The sequence below is a fragment of the Bradyrhizobium sp. KB893862 SZCCT0404 genome (genome assembly GCF_018130885.1).
Taxonomy (GTDB): Bacteria; Pseudomonadota; Alphaproteobacteria; order Rhizobiales; family Xanthobacteraceae; genus Bradyrhizobium; species Bradyrhizobium stylosanthis.
Genome location: NZ_JAFCLT010000002.1, coordinates 1 through 20,107, shown reverse-complemented (window position 1 = coordinate 20,107; position 20,107 = coordinate 1). Strand labels below are relative to the sequence as shown.

Genomic DNA, 20,107 nt, shown 5'->3' with positions numbered 1-20,107 from the left:
TCAGCCGCGGCGCAGCGCGAAATGCGCGCCGCAGAATGCCATCACGGCGCCGAGGCAGAGGGCGGCAAGCCCGGCCAGCACGCCCGAGACGGTCGGGATCGGGCTCGGCGCCGAGGCCACCTGGCCGGCACCCGCAAGCAGCAGCACGCCGACCGCGATCAGGAATTGCCGCATGCGCTGCGGAATCTGGCCGGAGACGGCGCTCTGCATCAGGCTTGCGGTGAAATAGCCGCCGGAGAAGCCGACGGTTGCGATCAGCCACCACGCGATCGCCGCGCCCGCCGGAATGTACTCGTGCGCGTCGGAGCGCCAGAGGCCGCCGAGGTCGAGCCCGTAGCGCGCGCCCAGCATGTGCACCGCGAGCGCGAGCAGCACGCCGGAGATCATGGCGGCCCCGAGAATCAGGCGGCGCGGAAAAAAGGTCGTCTCAGCCATGTCCCGCTTGTAGGATGGGCGAGGGCGGCCGCGCAAGCGGATCGCGGACGGGATTGATTTCGAGATGCAGGTTTCCGGAGCCGGGGCGGCCACGAGCTACGCCTACAAGGCGTCGCTGATCGGCTCGGCGCATCGCTTCGAGCTGACCGAGGAGGGGCTGTCCTGGCACATCGCCGGACGGTCGGGCCTGTGGCGTTACGACGAGATCTCGGCGATCCGGCTGTCGTTCCGCCCGGTGTCGATGCAGCAGCACCGCTTTCGCGCCGATGTCAGCCACAAGGGCGGCGGCCGCATCGCCATCCTGTCGACGAGCTGGCAAACCGCGGCCCTGATGGCGCCGCAGGACAATGGCTTTCGCGATTTTCTCATCGAGCTCCATGCGCGGATGGCGAAGGCGGGCAGCCGTGCTGAATTGACCGCGGGCCTCGGCCGCAAGACCTATGCGGCGGTGCTGGCGTTCCTGGCGGTGCTGGCGGTTGCGATGGCGGGACTTCTGATCCGCGCGCTCATGATCGGCGAATTCGCCGGCGTGCTCTTCATCCTCGGCTTTGCCGCGCTGTTCGTCTGGCAGGTCGGCGGCTTCGTCCGCCGCAACCAGCCGCAGAGCTACAGCTTCGAACAGGTGCCGAGGGCCCTGCTGCCTTAGCTCTGGACGCGCGCTACTCCGTCGAGTCGAAATCCTCTTCCTTGGTGCCGAGCAGCGAGACGATCGTGCGCAGGCCGGAATCGAGCTGCTCGAGGGTAGGCGGGGCAAGGGCGAGGCGCACCGCGTTCGGTGCATGGCCATGGGCGACCGCAAAGGTCGATGACGGCGTCAGCGCGATGCCGCGCCGTGCGGCTGCGGCGACGAAGGTCTGCGAGCGCCAGTGCGGCGGCAGCGTCAGCCAGAGATGATAGGCGCGCATATCGGCCGCGATCTGGTAGCCGTTGAGCAGCCTTGCCGCGGTCTGCTGACGACGCGCGGCGTCAATGCGTTTGAGGCGCGTCAGCTCGGCGACGGTGCCGTCGGCCATCAGCCGCTGCCCGGAGGCGAGTGCGTGGCCCGAGGCGATCCAGCCGCCGGTGCGGACCGCGCTCATCACGCTTTCACGCAGGTGCGGCGGTGTCACGAGGATGCCGAGCGCGAGACCCGGTGCGACTTTCTTGGACAGGCTGTCGATCACGATGCAGCGGTCGGGCCCGAGCGCGGCCAGCGGCGTGTCGTCGGCGAGGAAGCCGTAGACGGTGTCCTCGATGATGGTGAGATCGAGCTTCTCGGCGACGCGCATGATGTCGGCGCGCCGCGTCGCGTTCATGGTGACGCCGAGCGGATTCTGGATGATGGGCTGCAGATACAGCGCCGACAGATGCGCCTCGCGATGCGCCTTCTGGATCGCGTCGGGCCGCGCGCCGTGCTCGTCCATGGGAATCGGGACCAGCGTGATGCCGAGCCGCGCGGCGATGCTCTTGACGTAAGGGTAGGTCAGCGCCTCGACGCCGCAGCGTCCGCCGGTCGGGACCAGCGCGGCGAGGGCGGCCGCGAGCGACTGCTTCCCGTTGGCGGTAAAGACGATGTGCTCGGCCTGCGGCGCAAAATCCTTGCGCGCGAGATAGGCCGCTGCCGCATTGCGCGCGCTCTTGGTGCCGGTGCTGGTCGAGACGCGCAGCGCGGATTCGAGCGCGTCGACACGCTCGAGCCCGGCGAGGCTCTTGGCGATCATCGCCCATTGCTGCGGCAATAACGGATAATTGACCTCGAAATCGATCCGAGCATCGCGCGGTTCGCTCAGCGCCTCGACCTCGCGCCGGATGTCGCCGGAGATGAATGTGCCGCGGCCGACTTCGCCGACCACGAGGCCGCGTCGGAGCAACTCCGTATAAACCCGGCTCGCGGTGGAGACCGCGATGCCGCGGTCATAGGCAAAATTGCGCTGCGGCGGCAGCCGGTCGCCGGGCCTTAACGTGCCGTTAGAGATATCCGAGGCAATGGCATCGGCAAGCTTCACGTACTCGAACTTGGACATTATTGCACCGAGAGCAATGTTTTACTTGCTCCGAGTAGTGTACTGGAGCATTTAAGTTCCATCAAGTTCCGCGATTGAGCCGAGGTGAGCGAGAGCAATCCGACGGCAAATGAGGTGCAGGCGCCCACAAGCGTCCGCGCCAACGGCAGCTGCTTCGCCGCGCGGGACATACGCCGGAGAAGAAACATGACCACCATCTCGCAAACTGCCGGGCGGAGTTTACGCCCCTCGTCGAGCGGATTTTTTGCCACGCTCGCCAACGCCGCCACCACGCTGTTCGACCGCCTGGAGCGCCGCTCCGCCGTCAAGACCCTGAACGAGCTCGACGACCGCGCCCTGCGCGACATCGGCATCAACCGCAGCCAGATCGAGGACGCGGTGTACGGGCAGTTCAAGACCGAGCTGTCGCGGTATCTGTAAGCCTTTGCTGAGCGAGCGCTGCTGCTCGCTCCCGTGTCCCGGACGCGCTGCAGCGTTTTTACGCTGCTGCGCAGAGCCGGGACCCAGCGGGCCGCACGGTTCGCTGCGACATGGGCCCCGGCTCTGCAACGCACCGCTGAAGGAGCGCTGCGTCCGGGGCACGAGAGCGGAGTTTTGGTGCAGGGCTCTCTCGACATCGTCATTGCGAGCGCAGCGAAGCAATCCAGAATGCCTGTGCAGAGGCAGTCTGGATTGCTTCGTCGCAAGGGCTCCTCGCAATGACGGCGCGTGGGTGGCAGCTCGTAGGATGGGTAGAGCGAAGCGAAACCCATCAACACTTCCGTCGTTGAAGCATGATGGGTTTCGCAAGTGCTCTACCCATCCTACGCCGCTGCAGACACGCCTTCGCGTTCTCGCGGCTGATTTAGCCCGAGCTTTGCCTTGTTGCGTCACCCCCGATGAAAGAGGGCGCAGGGAAGGCCGGGTGCCGGCCGGGCACCCACGGTCCACTGTGCGGAAGGCGGCAACAAGAATTTGCACAGCGGCATACAGGTGAAGCCAAACATCCGGCCTTCCCTGCGCAGTGGCTTTACGGCTTATGTCGTGCTCTCCCCGGGGAGCGATGCACTATTGCCCCCGTCGTCCCGCGAGATGGCTGATGCACGAGCCCGGTTGGGCCGCCACATCACCGCTGGGACTTGACGCACAGACCCCGGGCGTCAGGACCACACGATTTTGCCGTACGAGAGCCGCACCGGTCGTGTGCGCGACGTCCTTGCTCACGGTTGCCCGCCCTGCAAAACCCTTCGCGCCGATGTGACCCACGTCCACCGCCGCCCGGCCCGCGTTCGTGACGATCGCGATACGCCCCTCTTCCTTGGGCCGGGTTGCGGTGACGAATACGCCGTTTCCGAATTTCGGTAAAGTGGAATATTTTTGACGGTGCGCGTTGACCGAGCCTTTGTGTGTTTTGCCCGTCGGGCAACACACGGTCTTGTACCCCGGATGAGCGAAGCGATATCCGGGAGTTCGCGGCGCGAGCGGTCCCGGATTGCGCTTCGCTCCATCCGGGCTACAAGGCTGGTTCTCTCGTGTCCCGGACGCGCTGCTGCGCAGAGCCGGGACCCAGGACGCCTTGCATTCGGTGATGCAATGGGCCCCGGTTCTGCAGCGCATCACACCGGACGATGCTTCGCATCGCCGGGAGCGCCCGGGGCACGAGAGCGGAGTTTGTCGCGCCCCCCTCAGTGCCTCACCACCAGTACCGAGCATTTTGCGTAGCGCACCACGTGGCCGGCGTTGGAGCCGAGGAAATAGGTGCGCATCGCCGGCCGGTGCGAGGTCATCACGATGAGGTCGGCCTTCATGTGCACGGCTTCTTCCAGGATCTCGTGATAGATGCCGCCCTGGCGGACCACGCTGGAGATGCGCGCCGGCTCAATGCCGGATTCGCGTGCGACGATGGCGAGGGCTTCTTCCGAGGTCTGGCGCTGCTGCTCGTCGAAATCGGCCGGCACGTATTCGGCCAGCATCACCGGCGTCATCGGCAACACGTTGAGCAGCCGTATCGACCCGCTCCAGGTCTGCGACAGCGTTGCCGCGGTCGCGATCGCCGGCTTGGCGAGATCGGTGTCGGCGAGGTCGATGGGCACGAGGATGGACTTGAACATCTGCGCCTCCCTATTGACCAAGCTGGTCAACCGGTCGAGACGGGCGCCCGCGCGTCTCAGGCCGATCGAAGCAGCTTGGGGCTGACGAACAGCACCAGCTTGCCGCGGCGGTAGGCCACGTCGCCCCAATCCTTGACGTCAAAGTCGAAGATCGCAAGCCCCGCTGTGGGCAGGTTGTCGGAAAGCGCCTTGGCGCCGGCCGGATCGCCGCCGCCCATCAGCATCAGGGCGGCCTCGTGCATGCCGGGATTGTGGGCGACCAGCAGCAACTGCTTCGGGTTCGCCGGGGCGGTTGCAGTGCGAATGGAGTCGAGGATCTGCGCGGGATCGGCGCCGTAGAGTTCCGGCAGCACCTCGACCTGCGGCGCTGCGACACGGTCCTTCATCGCCTGCCAGGCGATGTCCCAGGTCTGCCGTGCGCGGACGGCATGCGACACCAGCACGGCATCGGGGAAGGGCGGGTGACTGGCGATCCAGTCGCCCATCCGGGCGGCATCCTTGTGGCCGCGGTCGTCGAGGCGGCGGTCCTGGTCACGGCCGCTCGGCGCGTCAGTCTCGGTCTTGGCGTGACGCAGCAGCATCAAACGGCGCATGGCATTCTCGAATCGTTCCACGTCAGGGATAATCTACAGACGCCCGTTGAGGACACAGACGCCCGTTGAGGACAAGGTGACAAGCGCCCGCACAGTCCTTTAGCGCGCGATCAGATTAGGGCAATCCACATCGCGCTTTAAATTCTTGTTTTTTGGGCATGATCTCCCGGAAAACCGCTGCACAGTTTTCCGGATCATGCTCTAAGAAAACGACATGAGCGAGACTTTCACAAGCGTGTCCCAGGAAGAAGCCGGCTTTCGCGAGCGCACGCGGCTGTCGTTCGATATCGACGCCGACATCTGCGTGATCGGGGCCGGGCTTGCGGGGCTCTCCATCGCGCTCGAGGCGGCCCGGCTCGGGGCCAGCGTCGCCGTGCTCGAGGGCCGCCATATCGGCTGGAACGCCTCCGGCAACCAGCTCGGCACCGTGATGCCGGGCTTTGCACTGCCGCTCGCCGAGCTGATCGAGCGCATCGGCTTCGAGGACGCCCGCGAATTGTGGGCGCTGTCGCGGGAGGGGGCCGAGTTCGTCCGCGCCAACGCCACCGAGGAGAACATGCCGGGCATCGCCCCGAGCGACGGCGTGCTGGAGGTCTCCAACGTCGATGCCGGCGACCGGCTGATCAGCCGGCTGCAGATGCTGAACGAGGATTTCGACACCGAGGTCGAGGGCTGGCAGGTCGATCGCGTCCGCGCGCTGCTCAGGACGGATCACTATTTCCACGGCGTGTATTATCCCAAAGCGTTCCAGGTCGACGGGCGCAAATACGTGCACGGCCTTGCAGCGCTGGCGCGGCGGGCAGGGGCCCGCATCTTCGAGGACACGCCGGTCGTCAGCATCGATCATTCCGGCATCCGCAAGCGCATCGTCACGCCGTCGGCGCGGCTGCGTGCGACCCATATCGTGCTGGCCGGCAACATCCATCTCGGCGCGCCGTTGCGGCGGCTGTCCGAGACGCTGCTGCCGGTCTCGCGCTACGCCGGCATCACCGCGCCGCTCGGCGAGCGCGTGCACGAGATCATCGGCTTCAAGGGGGCGGTGATGGATTCCGACGGGGTCGACCATTTCCGCATCGTCGATGGCGACCGCCTGATGTGGGAAAGCCCCGAGACCACCTGGGCCGCGCGTCCGCAGCGCTTTGCAGGCAGCGTCAAGCGGCGGATCCGCAGCATCTTCCCGCAGCTCGGCAATGTCGAGATCACCGACATGTTCGGCGGCGCCACCGGCCAGACCGTGCACGGCATGCCGCAGATCGGCCAGTTGCGCAAAGGCCTGTGGGTGGCGAGCGGTTTCGGGCGCCAGGGCATGAACACCTCGGCCATGGCCGGACAGCTCATCGCGCGCAGCATCCTGTGGGGCGACGAGCGTTGGAAGCTGTTCTCGCCGTTCGAGCTGGTCTGGGCGGGCGGCGCCACGGGCCGTGTCGCCGGCCAGCTGGTCGGGATCTGGGGCAGGGCGAGTTCCGCCGCCGCGGGCTCGCTTGCCCGCTACCGCGAGCGGACCAGGGTCAAGGATCGGGAGCGCGAGGCGCGTCTTGCCGAAGCCAACCGGGCCGCCGGCACCGGTCCGCGCCGTCCGCCGCCCGGCGTGCGGCCGCGGCCGCCGTCACCGCCGGCCCCGGCGGCCCAGAGCGTTCACGGGGAGACGGAACCGGCGCCGCGGGATGATGCCGTCTCGCAATAGACCCGCGAAAAATTCCGCCCGGAAGTGTAACGTCGGCCGTTAGAGCCCGTATCTCAGGGCGTGGACTCCCCGCGCACGGAGAATGAGATGTTTGACCGCCGCATCCTGCTTACGACTGTCGCCGGCCTGTTTGGCCTTTCGGCCTTCCGCTGGCTGACGGGATCCCCGGCCGCAGCCGGCGAAAAGGCCGCGGAAAAGTTCGAGGTGACCAAGACGGAGGCCGAGTGGCGTGCCCAGCTCACGCCGCAGCAATACGAGATCCTGCGCAATCACGGCACCGAGCGGCCGGGCTCCAGCCCGCTGCTCAAGGAGCACCGCAAGGGCGTGTTCGCCTGCGCCGGCTGCGACCTGCCGCTGTTCGCGTCCGACACCAAGTTCGAGAGCGGCACGGGCTGGCCGAGCTTCTACCAGCCGATCGAGGGCAATGTCGGCAAGACCGAGGACCGCACCTACGGCATGCTCCGCACCGAGGTGCATTGCCGGCGCTGCGGCGGCCATCTCGGCCATGTCTTCGACGACGGCCCGAAGCCGACCGGGCTGCGCTACTGCATCGACGGTTTCGGGCTGGTTTTCCACCCGGCGGCGGCCTCGGCGACGTAGCGGGTTGAGGCGTCATTCCGGAGCGATGCGTGAGCATCGAATCCGGAATCTCGAGGTTCTCAGGTGCGCAATGGCGCACCATAGTTCGATGCTTCGCAGCGCCCCGGAACGACAACTTTCCCCGGCAATAGTTGCCGGTCCCGGCAATTGTGCCCCGGTCATCGGACCGGGGCCTTTTTATTAAGTCATTGATTTCACGAGAATACCCGCATTGGCATAGCCCTTGCGACTGTCTCTTCCGACTGCGGCCATGGTCGACCGGCCGCCGAGATCGGATCTGGAGACAAAGTTATGGGTATCTTCGATGCAATGAACACCTCGGTGGGTGGCCTGCAGGCGCAGTCCTACGCGCTGCAGAACATTTCCGGCAACATCGCGAACTCATCCACCACCGGTTACAAGGGCATCGGCACCAGCTTCGTCGATCTCATCCCCGACTCCTCGGTGCCGAGCAAGCAGGTCGCGGGCGGCGTGACCGCCAACGCCAAGGCCACCATCACCACGCAAGGCACGATCTCCGGCTCCACCGTTGCCACCAACATGGCGATCACCGGCGACGGCTTCTTCTCGATCCAGAAGGCCACCGGCGTCGTCGACAACGTCCCGGTGTTCAGCGGCGTCACCTACTACACCCGCCGCGGCGACTTCCAGCTCAATGCCAACGGCAACCTGGTCAACGGCGCCGGCTATTATCTGATGGGCACCACGGTCGACCCGAAGACCGGCAATCCGACCGGCAACGTCGCGACCGTCCTGAAATTCCAGAACAACTTCATTCCGGCCCAGGCGACGACCTCGATCCAGTACGCCGCGAACCTGCCGAGCGTCCCGAACACGGCGGCGAGCTCGACCGCCGCGACCGGCACGCTGCTCGCGGCCGGCGGCCTGAACCCGTCCGATTTCGCCGCCAACCCGCTGATCATCGGCACGCCGCCGCCGCCCTATACGAATGCGACGGTCTCCGGCGCAGCGGCGACCGGCAATCTGCGCTCGGCCTATACGGCGACGACCGCGACCGGCACGGTGGCGCTGCTGGACAGCGCTTCGGCGGTGGCAACTGGCGCGACGTCACTTGATTCCGGCTCGGGCACGCATCTCAACACCAGTCTGCTCACCAACCTCGCCGGCAAGCAGTTGACGGTCAACGGCCGGATCATCAACTTCGACAACACCGTCTCGAACACTGCGACGGTCGCAGGCCCCCCAGTCGTCACCACGATCGGTCTGAAGTCGCCGACCACCTCGACGATGCAGGACGTCCTCAACGAGATCGCCGCAGGAGCGGGCGTTCCCGCCGCCAACGTGACGATCAACTCCAGCGGTAACATCCAGATCACATCGAGCACCACGGCCGACGTCACGATCGGCGGCACTGCGGCAGGCTTGCTCGGCGTCAGCAGCGTGACGCGCGGCGGCAACGTGCTGTCCACCCCTGCGATCACGAGTGGCACACAGCTCGGCGGCACCGCGCAGCCCGGCGGGGCGGAAGTCCTGTCGACGCCCTTCGTGGTCGGCAACACGATCCAGGTCAACGGCACGGGACCTGCCAATACGATCACCTTCGTGGCCTCCGGCGCGACCCCTCCGAACCAGATCAATATCACCGACTCCATCGCGACCCTGCTCACCCAGATCGACCAGCTCAGCGGCGCGAGCGGCTCCTCGATCAGCAACGGCGTGATCACGCTGAACACCGGTATTGCCAATCCCACCCTCACGGTGACCAGCAACAACAGCAGCGCCTTCGCTGCGCTCGGCTTCACCTCGTCCGTCTCCAAGAACCGCGGCGGCGGCGGCACAGCCGGCACCGGCGGCGTGATCGGCAACGACATCGCCACGTTCACCAAGGAATCGATCAGCGGCGGTGCGGTCACGGCCTACAACGCCGCCGGTACGCCGGTGAACCTGCAGCTGCGCTGGGCCAAGACCGACAGCGCCTCGCTGGGCACCGGCCATTCCGACACCTGGAACCTGTTCTACCAGACCGATCCGAATGCGACGGGTACGACGGTCGGCTGGGTCAATACCGGGCAAGCCTTCACCTTCGCCGCCGACGGCTCGCTGACCTCGCCGAGCACCTCGGGCGTCACCATCAACAATGTCACCGTCGGCGGTCAGTCGCTCGGCTCGCTCGCCTTCAACATCTCTCAGGGCGGCCTGACGCAATATGCCAGCACCAGCGGCGCGGTGACCATCAACACCATCACCCAGAACGGCTACGCCGCCGGCCAGCTCCGCTCGGTCGCCGTCAACAACAACGGCCTCGTGGTCGGCACCTTCTCCAACGGCCAGAACCTCGACCTCGCACAGGTGTCGCTGTCGCACTTCAACGGCACCAATTACCTGAAGGCGCTCGATGGCGGCGCTTATGCTGCGACCGAGCAGTCGGGCCCGGCGATCGACGGCGCTTCGGGCACCATCAGCGGCTCGTCGCTGGAAGGCTCGAACACCGACATCGCCGACGAATTCACCAAGCTGATCGTGACCCAGCAGGCCTACTCGGCCAATACCAAGGTGATCACGACCGCGAATTCGATGGTGCAGGACCTTCTGAACGTGTTGCGCTGATCGGCGCGTAACGTAACCAAAGGCGGCAAGTAACATGGGTTTGAGTTCAGCCCTCGCCAGTGCGATGAGCGGTCTGCGTGCCAACCAGGCCGCGCTCTCGATCGTCTCCTCGAACGTCGCGAATGCGCAGACGCCGGGCTACGTCGTCCAGACCGCGAACCAGATCGAGGTCACCACCGGCGATTTCGGCTCGACGGCGATGACGACCGGCGTCAGCCGGGAGCTCGACACCTATGTGCTGAACCAGCTGCGCACCGAGACCGGCGGCAGCGGCTACGCCGACCAGATGGCCAACATTCTGAAGCAGCTTCAGAATGTCTACGGCACGCCCGGCAACGACGGCACGCTCGAAAGCGCGCTGAACAAGTTCACCACGGCGCTGCAGGCGCTGTCGACGAGCTCCGGCGCATCGTCGGCGCAGACCGTCGCGCTGGGTGCGGCACAGGCGCTGGCGCAGCAGCTCAACGTCGCCACCAAGGGCGTTCAGTCGCTGCGCTCCAACGCCGAGCAGGATCTCGGCACCTCGGCGGCAGCCGCCAACGCGGCGATGCAGAAGGTCGCCGACATCAACACCAAGCTGCAGGGCCTGTCCGCCAACGACCCCTCGGCCGCGACGCTGATGGACCAGCGCGACCAGGCCATCAACACGCTGTCGAAATATGTCGACGTCCGCGTCACCACCGACGGCTCGAACCAGGCCAACATCTACACCACGACCGGCATCCAGCTGGTCGGCGCGGGGCTTGCCTCGCAATTCTCTTTTGCCTCCGCCGGTGCGCTGTCGGCGACCTCGCTCTACAACACCGACCCGGCCAAGTCCGGCGTCGGCGCCTTCAACATCGTGCTGCCGAACGGCTCGAAGGTCGACGTCGTCGCCAACAATGTGGTCTCGTCGGGCCAGATCGCCGCCGACCTCAAGCTGCGTGACCAGACGCTGGTGCAGGCGCAGACCCAGCTCGACCAGCTCGCCGCCACGATGTCGAGCGCGCTGTCGGACAAGACCACGGCCGGCAGCACGGTCTCAGGCCCGCCGGCCGGCTTCGACCTGGACCTTGCCGGCGCGCTGCCGGGCAACACAGCCAACATCACCTATACGGACGCGGCGACCAACACCCAGCGCCAGATCACGCTCGTCAACGTGACCGATCCGGCGGCGCTGCCGCTCCAGAACGCCACCAATGCCAATCCGATGCGGGTGGGCGTCAACTTCGCCGGCGGCATGGGCGCGATCGCCTCCGCGCTCAACACCGCGCTGGCGGGCTCGCATTTGTCGTTCTCCGCGGCACCGTTGCCGGCGACGCCCACGACGCTGCGGGTGACCGACGACAACAGCGGCCTTGCCAAAGTCAATTCGGCCTCGACCTCCAAGACGATCTCGTCGCTGGCCTCGGGCAGCCCGCAGCTGGCGGTGTTCACCGACGGCGGGCAGGCGCTCTATACCGGCGCGATCACGGCCTCGGGCTCGCAGATGACCGGCCTTGCCGGACGCATCGCCGTGAACACGCAGCTGGTCGCCGATCCCACGCGGCTGTCGGTCTACAACACCTCGCCGGTGACGCCCGCGGGCGACACCACGCGCTCGGACTATCTCTATTCGCAGCTCACCAATGCGGTGTTCTCCTATTCGCCGACGACCGGCCTCGGCTCGGCCAACCAGCCCTTCACCGGCAGCGTCTCGAACTATTTGCAGCAGTTCCTGAGCATCCAGGCCAACGCCTCGACCCAGGCCACCCAGCTGCAGCAGGGCCAGAGCGTCGTGGTCTCGACGCTGCAGGCCAAGTTCGACTCGACCTCCAAGGTCAATCTGGACTCGGAGATGTCGAACCTGATCCAGCTGCAGAATGCCTATGCCGCCAACGCCCACGTCATGTCGGTGGTGCAGAGCATGATGAACACGTTGATCCAGGCTCAAGTGTAACAAGTAGCAGGGCTCTGAAAGATGTCGATCAGCAGTATCAATTACTCGTCGTCGGTTCTCGGCTCGCAGATCCGCAACATCAATCAGCAGCTCACCGACCTGTCGACGCAGCTCTCGACCGGCAAGCTGTCGCAGAACTATTCCGGCATGGGCACCAACGAGGGCTTCGCGATCGCCTCGCGCGCGCAGCTCTCCAACATCTCCGCCTATACCGACACGATCACCAACGTGAACGTCAACATCAACCTCGCCAACACCGCGCTGCAGGCGCTGACGACGATCCGCAACACGGTGCAGACCGGCTCGGCCAACACCGCGCAGGATCTCAACGTCAACGGACAGACGATCGCGCAGAACACCGCCGCGGCGCAGTTCGGCTCGATGGTCGGCGTGCTCAACACGCAGTCGGGCAACCGCTATCTGTTCTCGGGAACGGCGGCCAACACGCAGTCGGTCGCGGACGCCGGCGACATCATCAACGGCACCACGACGCAGGCCGGCTTCAAGACCGTGATGGCGGAACGCCAGGCCGCCGACCTCGGGGCCAACGGCATGGGGCGGCTGGTGCAGACGCAGCCGACGCCGAGCTCGGTGCAGGTGTCGGAAGACGTCGCCGGCTCGCCGTTCGGGCTCAAGATCAAGGCGGTGTCCTCGACCCTGACCGGCGCGACCGTCACCGGCCCGAGCGGCTCGCCGGTGTCGTTCTCCGTCGATCTCAACGGCAACAATCCTGCCAATGGCGACAAGCTGAGCATCCAGTTCACGCTGCCGGACGGCACCACCGAGCAGATCGACCTGACCGCGTCCTCGGCGACGCCGACGCCGCTCGGCAGCTTCGCGATCGACGCGAGCGTGCCGGTCAATCCGAACAACACCGCGGCCAATCTCAACACGGCGCTGAACACGGCGATCAAGAAGCTCTCGAACACCTCGCTGGTGGCGGCCTCCGCCGTGACCGCCGGCGACAATTTCTTCAATACCGCGAGCTCCGCGATCGGTACGCCCAAGACCAGCCAGGCGGGCCCCCTCGTACCGATCAGCGGTGCGACGGCGCTGTCCGGCACGAGCCCCACGGACTCGATCTCGCCGGGCTTTGCCGCCGGCGACACCATCACCGTCAACGGCACCACGCTCAGCTTCGTCGCCTCGGGCGCGACCGGCAACCAGATCAACGTGACCGACAGCATCCAGACCCTGCTCAGCAAGGTCGACGCGATCACGGGGACGTCGAAGCCGTCGACCGTGCACGGCGGCGCGATCACCATCAACACCGACGATGCGGCGAGCCTGAGCATCACGAGTTCCAATCCCGCCGCGCTCGGCTCGCTCGGCTTCAGCGCGACGCCGGTGACCGCGACGCAGCCGCCGCTGCGCGTCGGCTCCTCGCCGGCGAGCTCGGCGACGACGCTGGTGAACGGCTCCGCCACGACAGTGAAATGGTACCTCGGCAATGACGGGCCGGGCTCGGCGCGCTCCACGGCGGTGGCGCGGGTCGACGATTCCGTCACGGTGCAGTACGGCGCGCAGGCCGACGAGGACGCGATCCGCCGGCAGCTGCAGGCGATCGCCGTGTTCGGGACGTTCTCGACCTCGCCGACCGGGCAGTATTCGGGCGGGCAGGTCTCGGCGCTGAGCCTGCGGGTGACGCAGGCGCTGACCCAGCAGCCCGGCCAGCAGCGCATCGAGGACATCCAGACCGACATCGCGATGGCCCAGAACACGATGAAGGATGCGAGCACGCGCCAGACCCAGGCCAAGGCGCAGCTCCAGAGCATCGTCGACCAGGCGGAATCGGCCTCGCCCGACCAGGTCGCGAGCGAGATCCTGGCGCTCCAGAACGCGTTGCAGGCGTCCTACCAGGTGACCTCGAACCTGGCGCAGCTCTCGCTCGTCAAGTTCCTGTAAGGATGCGTTAAGACGCCGTTAACCATGCCTGTTTACCTCTTGGTGAGGATTGCAAGCGGGGGCGGAGCGGGCGATGTCTGACAGAATGCAGCTGGTGGTGGCGACGCCTTGCTTCGGCGGGCAGGTGTCGAGCATCTACGCGAGCTCGATCTTCGCGCTCCAGCGCGCCGTACACGGCATGTCCAATCTCGAGCTCAAGGTGCTCCTGCGCGACGGCGACGCGCTGATCACGCGGGCGCGGGCCAATCTGGCCGCGATGTTCCTGGACGATCCCGACGCAACGCATTTCCTGTTCATCGACGCCGACATCGGCTTCAAGCCGGAGCAGGTGTTCCGCCTGATCGAATGCGGCGCCGACGTCGTCGCGGGCTGTTATCCGATCAAGCGGGTGAACTGGGACAAGGCAAGGCGGGCGGTCCAGTCCGGCCGCACCGACGTGCCGGCCGCCTCGCTCGACTACGTGCTGGAGATCGAGGATCCCGACCGCATCGTGGTGGTCAACGGCTTTACCCGCGTGCGCTACGCCGGCACCGGCTTCCTGATGATCCGCCGTCACGTGCTGGAGGCGATGTGCCGCCATCCGGACTATGCGAACCTGCAGTTCTTCCGCGAGCACTCGCACGATACGCTGGCCGCGAGCCAGAACCGGTTCGCGCTGTTCGAATGCATGATCGACCCCGCGACCGGCACCTATCTCTCCGAGGACTTCGCGTTCTGCAAGCGCTGGACCGATATCGGCGGGGAGATCTGGGCCGACATCCAGAGCTCGCTCGACCATGTCGGGCCGTCGGTGTTCCACGGCGACATCGCCTCGCAATTCGCGCCGGCGCCCGCGGCGGCGGCCGACGCGGCGTGAGCCATCCGGGATGAGCACCGGCGCATCCCGTCTGCCAGACATCGAGCGGGCGTCCGAGGGCGGCTCGCGCTATCGTCTGCGCGATCTCTTCACGCCGCTGGACACGCTGCTGGTCTCGGGCGGCGATCCGCGCCTGACGCTCGACGCCAGGGATCGCGTCAACGCCTATGGCTGCGCGGCCTCGCCGGAGCCGGAGATCTGGAATTTCGCCTCGTCGACCGCGTCCACGATCTCGCAGCTCGCCTACGACCGCGCTGCGCTGGCGCGCGAAGAGCTGATGCACAAATGCCTGTTCGACGAGGTCGAGGTCGCCTTCGACGCGCGCTGCGAGGGCATGCGCGAGGAGCTGCGCGGACATCTGCAGCTTTCGCCGCGTGTCGACATCGTGTTCTCGCCATCGGGCACCGACTCCCAGCTTCACGCGCTGTTCCTGGCGCGCGCGGTGCTCGGCGCCCCGCCGGTGACGATCGTGGTCGGTGCCGACCAGACCGGCAGCGGCACGGCCCATACCGCGGGCGGCCGCCATTTCAGCACGCTGACGGCGAGCGGCGTTGCAGTGCGCAAGGACGGTGCCGTGGTCGGGCTTGCCGGCGACAGCATCGCGGTGCCGCTGCTCGACGCCGCCGCACCCGGCATCGCGATGTGTGCGGACGCGGACGCTACAGTAATGCGTGCAGTCGAGGACAGCCTCGCGCAAGGCCGGTGCGTTCTCCTTCACATCATGGATTCGTCAAAACTCGGCTGGCGCGCGCCGAGTGCTGCCTGCCTCGATGAGATCGCGCGGCGCTGGCCGCGCAAGGTTCAGGTGGTCGTCGATGCCTGCCAGGCGCGGCTCGGCCGCCGCCGGCTGCGCTGCTATCTCGACCGCGGCTACATGGTGCTGATGACAGGCTCCAAATTCTTCGGCGGTCCCGCCTTCAGCGGCGCGCTGCTGGTGCCGAAGGGCCTGTCGCGGTCGATCGACCGGATCGGCGCGATCGCGCCGGGTATCTTCGACTATGCCGGCCGCTGCGACTGGCCGATGGCCTGGACGGCGCTGCGCTCGCGCTTCGAGCGCCGGCCGAATTTCGGCCAATGGCTGCGCTGGGAGGCCGCTCTTGCGGAGATCGGCAGCTATTATGCCGTGCCCGGCGCATTCCGCGCCAGGGCGCTCGCCGAGTTCGCCGCCGGCATCGACAGCATGATCGCGCTGTCGCCGTCGCTTCAAGCCGTTCCGAACCCATCGGTGCCGGCCGGCGCGGACGACGAGGAATTCGCGGCCGCCACGATCTTTCCATTCACGCTGCTCCGTGACGGGCAGCCGGTCTCGATCGCCGACATCAGCGCCGTGCATCGTGGTCTCGCGCGCGACATGAGCGAGGACATCGACGGCAGCGCGGCGGACCGGCAGGTCGCCGCGCAACGCTGCCTCGTCGGTCAGCCGGTCCGGCTCGAGCGGGCGGACGGCAACCCGCAAGGCGTGCTGCGGCTGTGCGTCGGCGCGCGGCTGGTGACGGAAGCCTGGTCGGCGGACGCCACGCAATCGCAACGCAATCTGCAACATATCCTCGATCGCATCGCCCATGTGCTGGTGAAGATCGAGCTGCTGCTCAACAGTGCCACGGCTGCGCCGCGGAAGTTTGTGCTCGAGGCCTAAGATGCTGCATCCCGATTCCGCGCCTGTCACCGCGCCAGCCTATTCCGACCGTATCGGCTTTGCGCAGTTGACGCGCCATGCCTTCGAGGGCGGCGACCTGCATCCGCTGCGCGAGCGGCTGCTGGCAAGGATCGAGCAAGGGACGGCGGAGGCAGGCGAAGGCCTCGATCTATCGCTGATCGCGCAGCTTCTCGGCGAGAAGGAAGCCGGCCTCGTGATCCAGACCGAGGTGCTCGCCTTCCATCAATTGTTTCGCACGCCTTGCGGGCTGCCGAAACCGCGCCTGCGCGTGCTCGCGCTCGCGGCCGATATCGACATGGGCGGCAACACTCCGATCGAGTTCCTGCTCGAAGGCTCCGACATCGAGCTGCTGACGCTCTATGTGATCAAGGGCGTCGGCCTGCCCGAGACATTGCCCGATCATGACGTGGCCATCGTGGTCGCCTCCGATTCAGAGGAATGCCGCGAGGCGCTGGCCGTCATCGCGCAGGCCGCGCCGCGCTGGCCGCGGCCGCTGCTCAATCGGCCCGAGCTCATCGGCAATCTCGATCGCGACAAGCTCTATCGGTTGCTGGCTGATATTCCCGGTCTCGATATTCCCGTGACAGCCAACGCGACCCGCGCGCAGTTGATGGCTCTCTCGGAGGGGCAGATCGCTTGCGCGGAGATCACGGGCGAGTTGCACTTTCCAATGATCGTGCGGCCGCGCGGCACGCATGCCGGCGTCGGGCTTGCGAAGATCGACGATGCGGCCGCGCTCAAAGCCTATCTTGCCGAGCGGCAGGAGCAGGACTTCTTCGTCGCCCGCTTCGTCAACTACGCGAGCCCCGACGGGCTCTTTCGCAAGATCCGGCTCACCATGGTCGACGGCAAGCCTTATGCCTGCCACATGGCGATCGCGGACCGTTGGGACATCTGGTATCTCAACGCCTACATGGCGTTCAGTGAAGAGAAGCGCGCTGAAGAAGCCATCTTCATGCAGGACTTCGATCATGACTTCGCGGCGCGTCACAAGGATGCGCTCGACGAGATGAGCAGGCGCGTCGGCCTCGACTATTTCATCGTCGACTGCGCCGAAAACCAGGATGGCGAGCTGCTGGTGTTCGAGGCCGACAACACCGCCGTCGTGCACAACATGGATCCGCCCGCCGTGTTTCCCTACAAGCCGCCGCAGATGCGCAAGATCTTTGCCGCGTTCACGGCGATGCTGTCGCGGCACGCAACGGCGGGTGCTGGGAGCGCGGCATGAACGAGATCATTCGCAACACGCAAGGCTCGCTCGCGCAGACGTCGCTCGATCCGCAGGACTGGAGCGAATTCCGCGCGCTCGCTCATCGCATGCTGGAGGAGGCGATCGACGGCATTGCCAACGTGCGTGCGCGCCCGGTCTGGCAGCCGATTCCCGATGAGGTCCGCGCGGCCATCAAGTCCGACGTGCCGCGCGAGGCAAGCGATCTCGCCGATGTCTATCGCGAGTTCGCCGAGCATGTCGCGCCTTACGCGACCGGCAACGTTCATCCCGGCTTCATGGGCTGGGTCCATGGCGGCGGCACTGCGGTCGGCATGCTCGCCGAGATGCTTGCCGCCGGCCTCAACGCCAATCTCGGCGGGCGCGACCACATGCCGATCGAGGTCGAGCGCCAGATCGTCGACTGGATGCGCCGCCTGTTCGCGTTCCCCGAGAGCGCGAGCGGCATCTTCGTCACGGGCACGTCGATGGCCAATCTGATGGCGGTGCTGGTGGCGCGTACATCTGCGCTCGGCATGCTGGCGCGGCAATACGGCATCGGCAATGACGGCGCGCTGCTCACGGCCTATACCTCGCAGGCCGCGCATGGCTGCGTCTCCCGGGCAATGGACATCGCGGGGCTCGGGACCGATGCGCTGCGCAAGATCGGCGTCGATGCCGATCATCGCATCGACGTCGCCGCGCTGCGCGCGCAGATCGCCGTCGACCGCGAGGTCGGTTTCAAGCCGTTCCTCGTCGTCGCTTCCGCCGGGACGGTCGATATCGGCGCGATCGACGATCTCAAGGCCGTCGCTGAGTTGTGCCGCGAGGAAGGAATCTGGTTTCACGTCGATGGCGCTTTTGGTGCGCTCGCGATGTTCTCTCCCGGACTCGCGCCATTGCTCGGCGGCATCGAGCTCGCCGACTCCATTGCGCTCGACTTCCACAAATGGGGACAGGTGCCCTATGACGCCGGCTTCCTGCTGGTGCGCGACGGCGAACGGCACCGGCAGGCGTTCGCGCAGCCGGCGGCCTATCTGAGCCGCGAGGCGAGGGGACTTGCGGCTGGCGCGGTGTGGCCCTGCGATCTCGGTCCCGACCTGTCGCGCGGCTTCCGGGCGTTGAAGACCTGGTTCACGCTGAAGACCTACGGCACCGACCGCTTGGGCACGGTGATCGCGCGAAGCTGCGCGCTGGCGAAATATCTGGAGACACGCGTGCTGGCCGAGCCGCGGCTGGAATTGCTGGCGCCGGTGAATCTCAACATCGTCTGCTTCCGCTATCGCACGGGCGATGCGGTCAACCGCGAGATCGTCGCCGACATTCAGGAGTCAGGAATCGCCGCGCCCTCGGGCACGACGCTGAACGGCAGGTTCGCGATCCGCGCCGCGATCGTCAATCACCGCACCAGCGAAACCGATATCGATGCGCTGGTCGCGGCCGTGCTGGAGTTCGGCGAACGGCGGAGCGGAGGCGTGATCGACGTCGAGGCGCCGCCGCTCGTGGCGCAATAGCGCGACGCAGGATTGAAAAACGACAACGGCCCCGGAGGCGATCCGGGGCCGTTGTCGTTTGCGGAGCCTGGTCGCCCGCGCGGACCGTTGTCAGGCGGCGGTGCTGACGTCGTCCTTGGCCGCTTCCACCTTGGGATGGGTGGCCTCGAACTGGCTGCGAAGCTTCTCTTCATAGGCGATCAGCTTGCGGGCCTCCTTCAGCGCCCGGTAGAGGTCGCCGTTCAGGATGTTGTTGTTGATGCCTTCGATGATCGGCCAGGAGCTCGGCACCGCGGTGACGATGTCGCGCACCAGGTTGAAATAGGTGCCGTGCTGGGTCTGCGGATCCGGCGAGATGTACATGAGCTGGACCGCCAGGTAGACGAGCTTGGCGGGCGTATCGGCGGTCTCGGGCGTGAGGATGTCGCGCTCGCGCAGGATCGGCACGTTCTCACCGTCGATCAGCAGACGAGCGCGCTGGTCCGTGTTGGTGATCACGGAATTGCCGACGATGATGCGTTCGTGCGGTTTGAGCTCGACCTTGAGAGCCATTGCCTGTTCTCCATCAACGCTTTCGTAACCGAGCGTGAGTTGCGGCGGATCAGGGTGCAATACTCCCTCAACATTAGTTAACGAGTTCTAAATCGCCGGCATTCGGGCGGAAAAGATCAATCATATCAACGTCGGATTTGCCTGGCGGCGCAGCGCCGGCGGCCGCTGGGCCGGCCGAATCACGCGCCGACTGCGCGAAAGCGCCGATTTCATTTCATGTTTCGTTAGAGGTCTCGGCGCCAGGGTCCGCCGGTCGCCGGATCCATCTCGATCCGAGCAGACGCGTAACAGTAGCGTCGTTTACCAGAAAGGTAACAGAGTTATGTCAGGTATCGTCCTCTCCTCGTCGGTTCGTCAGAACCTGCTGTCCCTCCAGTCCACCGCTGATCTTCTCGCCACCACGCAGAACCGTCTGTCGACCGGCAAGAGCGTCAATTCGGCCCTGGACAACCCCACCAACTTCTTCACGGCCCAGTCGCTCGACAACCGCGCCAGCGACATCAACAACCTGCTCGATGGCATCGCCAACGGCGTGCAGGTGCTGCA

17 protein-coding genes are annotated in these 20,107 nt (G+C 66.3%); 12 read left to right on the top strand and 5 right to left on the bottom strand.

Features of this window, described 5'->3' with window-relative positions:
• Complete coding sequence (locus tag JQ617_RS08980; RefSeq protein WP_063687881.1) at window positions 1-435, bottom strand: hypothetical protein; 435 nt, start codon at window positions 433-435, stop codon at window positions 1-3.
• 64 nt (window positions 436-499) lie between these two features.
• Between JQ617_RS08980 and JQ617_RS08975 the strand changes: the two genes are divergently transcribed.
• Entirely contained in the window at window positions 500-1,081 is a 582-nt protein-coding gene (locus JQ617_RS08975) for a hypothetical protein (protein ID WP_212026017.1), read from the top strand.
• 13 nt (window positions 1,082-1,094) lie between these two features.
• Here the strand turns inward: JQ617_RS08975 and JQ617_RS08970 are convergent, their stop codons facing one another.
• The gene (locus JQ617_RS08970) at window positions 1,095-2,438 is read right to left on the bottom strand and encodes an aminotransferase-like domain-containing protein (protein WP_212026016.1); all 1,344 of its coding nucleotides are present in this window, start codon (window positions 2,436-2,438) and stop codon (window positions 1,095-1,097) included.
• Between the two features lie 186 nt (window positions 2,439-2,624).
• On the opposite strand from JQ617_RS08970, the gene JQ617_RS08965 reads away from it, so the two are divergent.
• The gene (locus tag JQ617_RS08965; RefSeq protein WP_063687875.1) at window positions 2,625-2,858 is read left to right on the top strand and encodes a DUF1127 domain-containing protein; all 234 of its coding nucleotides are present in this window, start codon (window positions 2,625-2,627) and stop codon (window positions 2,856-2,858) included.
• Window positions 2,859-4,102: 1,244 nt separating this feature from the next.
• On the opposite strand, the gene JQ617_RS08960 is transcribed toward JQ617_RS08965, so the two are convergent.
• Both JQ617_RS08960 and JQ617_RS08955 read right to left on the bottom strand, forming a co-directional pair.
• The gene (locus JQ617_RS08960; protein ID WP_063687873.1) at window positions 4,103-4,528 is read right to left on the bottom strand and encodes a universal stress protein; all 426 of its coding nucleotides are present in this window, start codon (window positions 4,526-4,528) and stop codon (window positions 4,103-4,105) included.
• A 56-nt stretch (window positions 4,529-4,584) separates the two neighbouring features.
• Window positions 4,585-5,121 (bottom strand): SixA phosphatase family protein, encoded by a 537-nt coding sequence (locus JQ617_RS08955; RefSeq protein ID WP_212026015.1) that lies wholly within the window; start codon window positions 5,119-5,121, stop codon window positions 4,585-4,587.
• A gap of 214 nt (window positions 5,122-5,335) precedes the next feature.
• Between JQ617_RS08955 and JQ617_RS08950 the strand changes: the two genes are divergently transcribed.
• The 9 genes from JQ617_RS08950 (at window position 5,336) to JQ617_RS08910 (ending at window position 19,030) form a co-directional block, all read left to right on the top strand.
• Entirely contained in the window at window positions 5,336-6,805 is a 1,470-nt protein-coding gene (locus JQ617_RS08950; RefSeq protein WP_212026014.1) for an NAD(P)/FAD-dependent oxidoreductase, read from the top strand.
• Window positions 6,806-6,892: 87 nt separating this feature from the next.
• The gene (gene msrB, locus JQ617_RS08945) at window positions 6,893-7,405 is read left to right on the top strand and encodes a peptide-methionine (R)-S-oxide reductase MsrB (RefSeq protein WP_063687867.1); all 513 of its coding nucleotides are present in this window, start codon (window positions 6,893-6,895) and stop codon (window positions 7,403-7,405) included.
• A 291-nt stretch (window positions 7,406-7,696) separates the two neighbouring features.
• Window positions 7,697-9,973, top strand: coding sequence for a flagellar hook-basal body complex protein (locus JQ617_RS08940; RefSeq protein WP_212026013.1), 2,277 nt, complete (start codon window positions 7,697-7,699; stop codon window positions 9,971-9,973).
• Between the two features lie 34 nt (window positions 9,974-10,007).
• On the top strand, window positions 10,008-11,891 hold the full coding sequence (gene flgK / locus JQ617_RS08935) for a flagellar hook-associated protein FlgK (protein ID WP_212026012.1): 1,884 nt from the start codon (window positions 10,008-10,010) through the stop codon (window positions 11,889-11,891).
• Window positions 11,892-11,912: 21 nt separating this feature from the next.
• Window positions 11,913-13,796 (top strand): flagellin family protein, encoded by a 1,884-nt coding sequence (locus JQ617_RS08930; protein ID WP_212026011.1) that lies wholly within the window; start codon window positions 11,913-11,915, stop codon window positions 13,794-13,796.
• A 73-nt stretch (window positions 13,797-13,869) separates the two neighbouring features.
• Complete coding sequence (locus tag JQ617_RS08925; protein ID WP_212026010.1) at window positions 13,870-14,652, top strand: methylenetetrahydrofolate reductase; 783 nt, start codon at window positions 13,870-13,872, stop codon at window positions 14,650-14,652.
• Between the two features lie 10 nt (window positions 14,653-14,662).
• Window positions 14,663-16,288 carry a hypothetical protein gene (locus JQ617_RS08920; RefSeq protein WP_212026009.1) on the top strand — a complete coding sequence of 542 codons (1,626 nt, stop codon included), beginning with the start codon at window positions 14,663-14,665 and terminating at the stop codon, window positions 16,286-16,288.
• Between the two features lies 1 nt (window position 16,289).
• The gene (locus JQ617_RS08915) at window positions 16,290-17,537 is read left to right on the top strand and encodes an ATP-grasp domain-containing protein (RefSeq protein WP_212026008.1); all 1,248 of its coding nucleotides are present in this window, start codon (window positions 16,290-16,292) and stop codon (window positions 17,535-17,537) included.
• Window positions 17,534-19,030: a pyridoxal phosphate-dependent decarboxylase family protein gene (locus JQ617_RS08910; RefSeq protein ID WP_212026007.1), complete on the top strand. Its 1,497-nt coding sequence runs from the start codon at window positions 17,534-17,536 to the stop codon at window positions 19,028-19,030. Before JQ617_RS08915 ends, JQ617_RS08910 begins: the two co-directional genes overlap by 4 nt.
• A 90-nt stretch (window positions 19,031-19,120) precedes the next feature.
• Here the strand turns inward: JQ617_RS08910 and flbT are convergent, their stop codons facing one another.
• Window positions 19,121-19,561 carry a flagellar biosynthesis repressor FlbT gene (gene flbT / locus JQ617_RS08905; protein ID WP_212026006.1) on the bottom strand — a complete coding sequence of 147 codons (441 nt, stop codon included), beginning with the start codon at window positions 19,559-19,561 and terminating at the stop codon, window positions 19,121-19,123.
• Window positions 19,562-19,883: 322 nt separating this feature from the next.
• On the opposite strand from flbT, the gene JQ617_RS08900 reads away from it, so the two are divergent.
• A partial coding sequence (locus JQ617_RS08900) for a flagellin N-terminal helical domain-containing protein (RefSeq protein ID WP_473322076.1) occupies window positions 19,884-20,107 on the top strand: 224 nt, incomplete at its 3' end.

Excerpts from the sequence above, each read along its gene's own strand:
- JQ617_RS08980 (WP_063687881.1), bottom strand. The coding sequence starts at position 435 with ATGGCTGAGACGACCTTTTTTCCGCGCCGCCTGATTCTCGGGGCCGCC.
- JQ617_RS08975 (WP_212026017.1), top strand. The coding sequence starts at position 500 with ATGCAGGTTTCCGGAGCCGGGGCGGCCACGAGCTACGCCTACAAGGCG.
- JQ617_RS08970 (WP_212026016.1), bottom strand. The coding sequence starts at position 2,438 with ATGTCCAAGTTCGAGTACGTGAAGCTTGCCGATGCCATTGCCTCGGAT.
- JQ617_RS08965 (WP_063687875.1), top strand. The coding sequence starts at position 2,625 with ATGACCACCATCTCGCAAACTGCCGGGCGGAGTTTACGCCCCTCGTCG.
- JQ617_RS08960 (WP_063687873.1), bottom strand. The coding sequence starts at position 4,528 with ATGTTCAAGTCCATCCTCGTGCCCATCGACCTCGCCGACACCGATCTC.
- JQ617_RS08955 (WP_212026015.1), bottom strand. The coding sequence starts at position 5,121 with ATGCGCCGTTTGATGCTGCTGCGTCACGCCAAGACCGAGACTGACGCG.
- JQ617_RS08950 (WP_212026014.1), top strand. The coding sequence starts at position 5,336 with ATGAGCGAGACTTTCACAAGCGTGTCCCAGGAAGAAGCCGGCTTTCGC.
- msrB (WP_063687867.1), top strand. The coding sequence starts at position 6,893 with ATGTTTGACCGCCGCATCCTGCTTACGACTGTCGCCGGCCTGTTTGGC.
- JQ617_RS08940 (WP_212026013.1), top strand. The coding sequence starts at position 7,697 with ATGGGTATCTTCGATGCAATGAACACCTCGGTGGGTGGCCTGCAGGCG.
- flgK (WP_212026012.1), top strand. The coding sequence starts at position 10,008 with ATGGGTTTGAGTTCAGCCCTCGCCAGTGCGATGAGCGGTCTGCGTGCC.
- JQ617_RS08930 (WP_212026011.1), top strand. The coding sequence starts at position 11,913 with ATGTCGATCAGCAGTATCAATTACTCGTCGTCGGTTCTCGGCTCGCAG.
- JQ617_RS08925 (WP_212026010.1), top strand. The coding sequence starts at position 13,870 with ATGTCTGACAGAATGCAGCTGGTGGTGGCGACGCCTTGCTTCGGCGGG.
- JQ617_RS08920 (WP_212026009.1), top strand. The coding sequence starts at position 14,663 with ATGAGCACCGGCGCATCCCGTCTGCCAGACATCGAGCGGGCGTCCGAG.
- JQ617_RS08915 (WP_212026008.1), top strand. The coding sequence starts at position 16,290 with ATGCTGCATCCCGATTCCGCGCCTGTCACCGCGCCAGCCTATTCCGAC.
- JQ617_RS08910 (WP_212026007.1), top strand. The coding sequence starts at position 17,534 with ATGAACGAGATCATTCGCAACACGCAAGGCTCGCTCGCGCAGACGTCG.
- flbT (WP_212026006.1), bottom strand. The coding sequence starts at position 19,561 with ATGGCTCTCAAGGTCGAGCTCAAACCGCACGAACGCATCATCGTCGGC.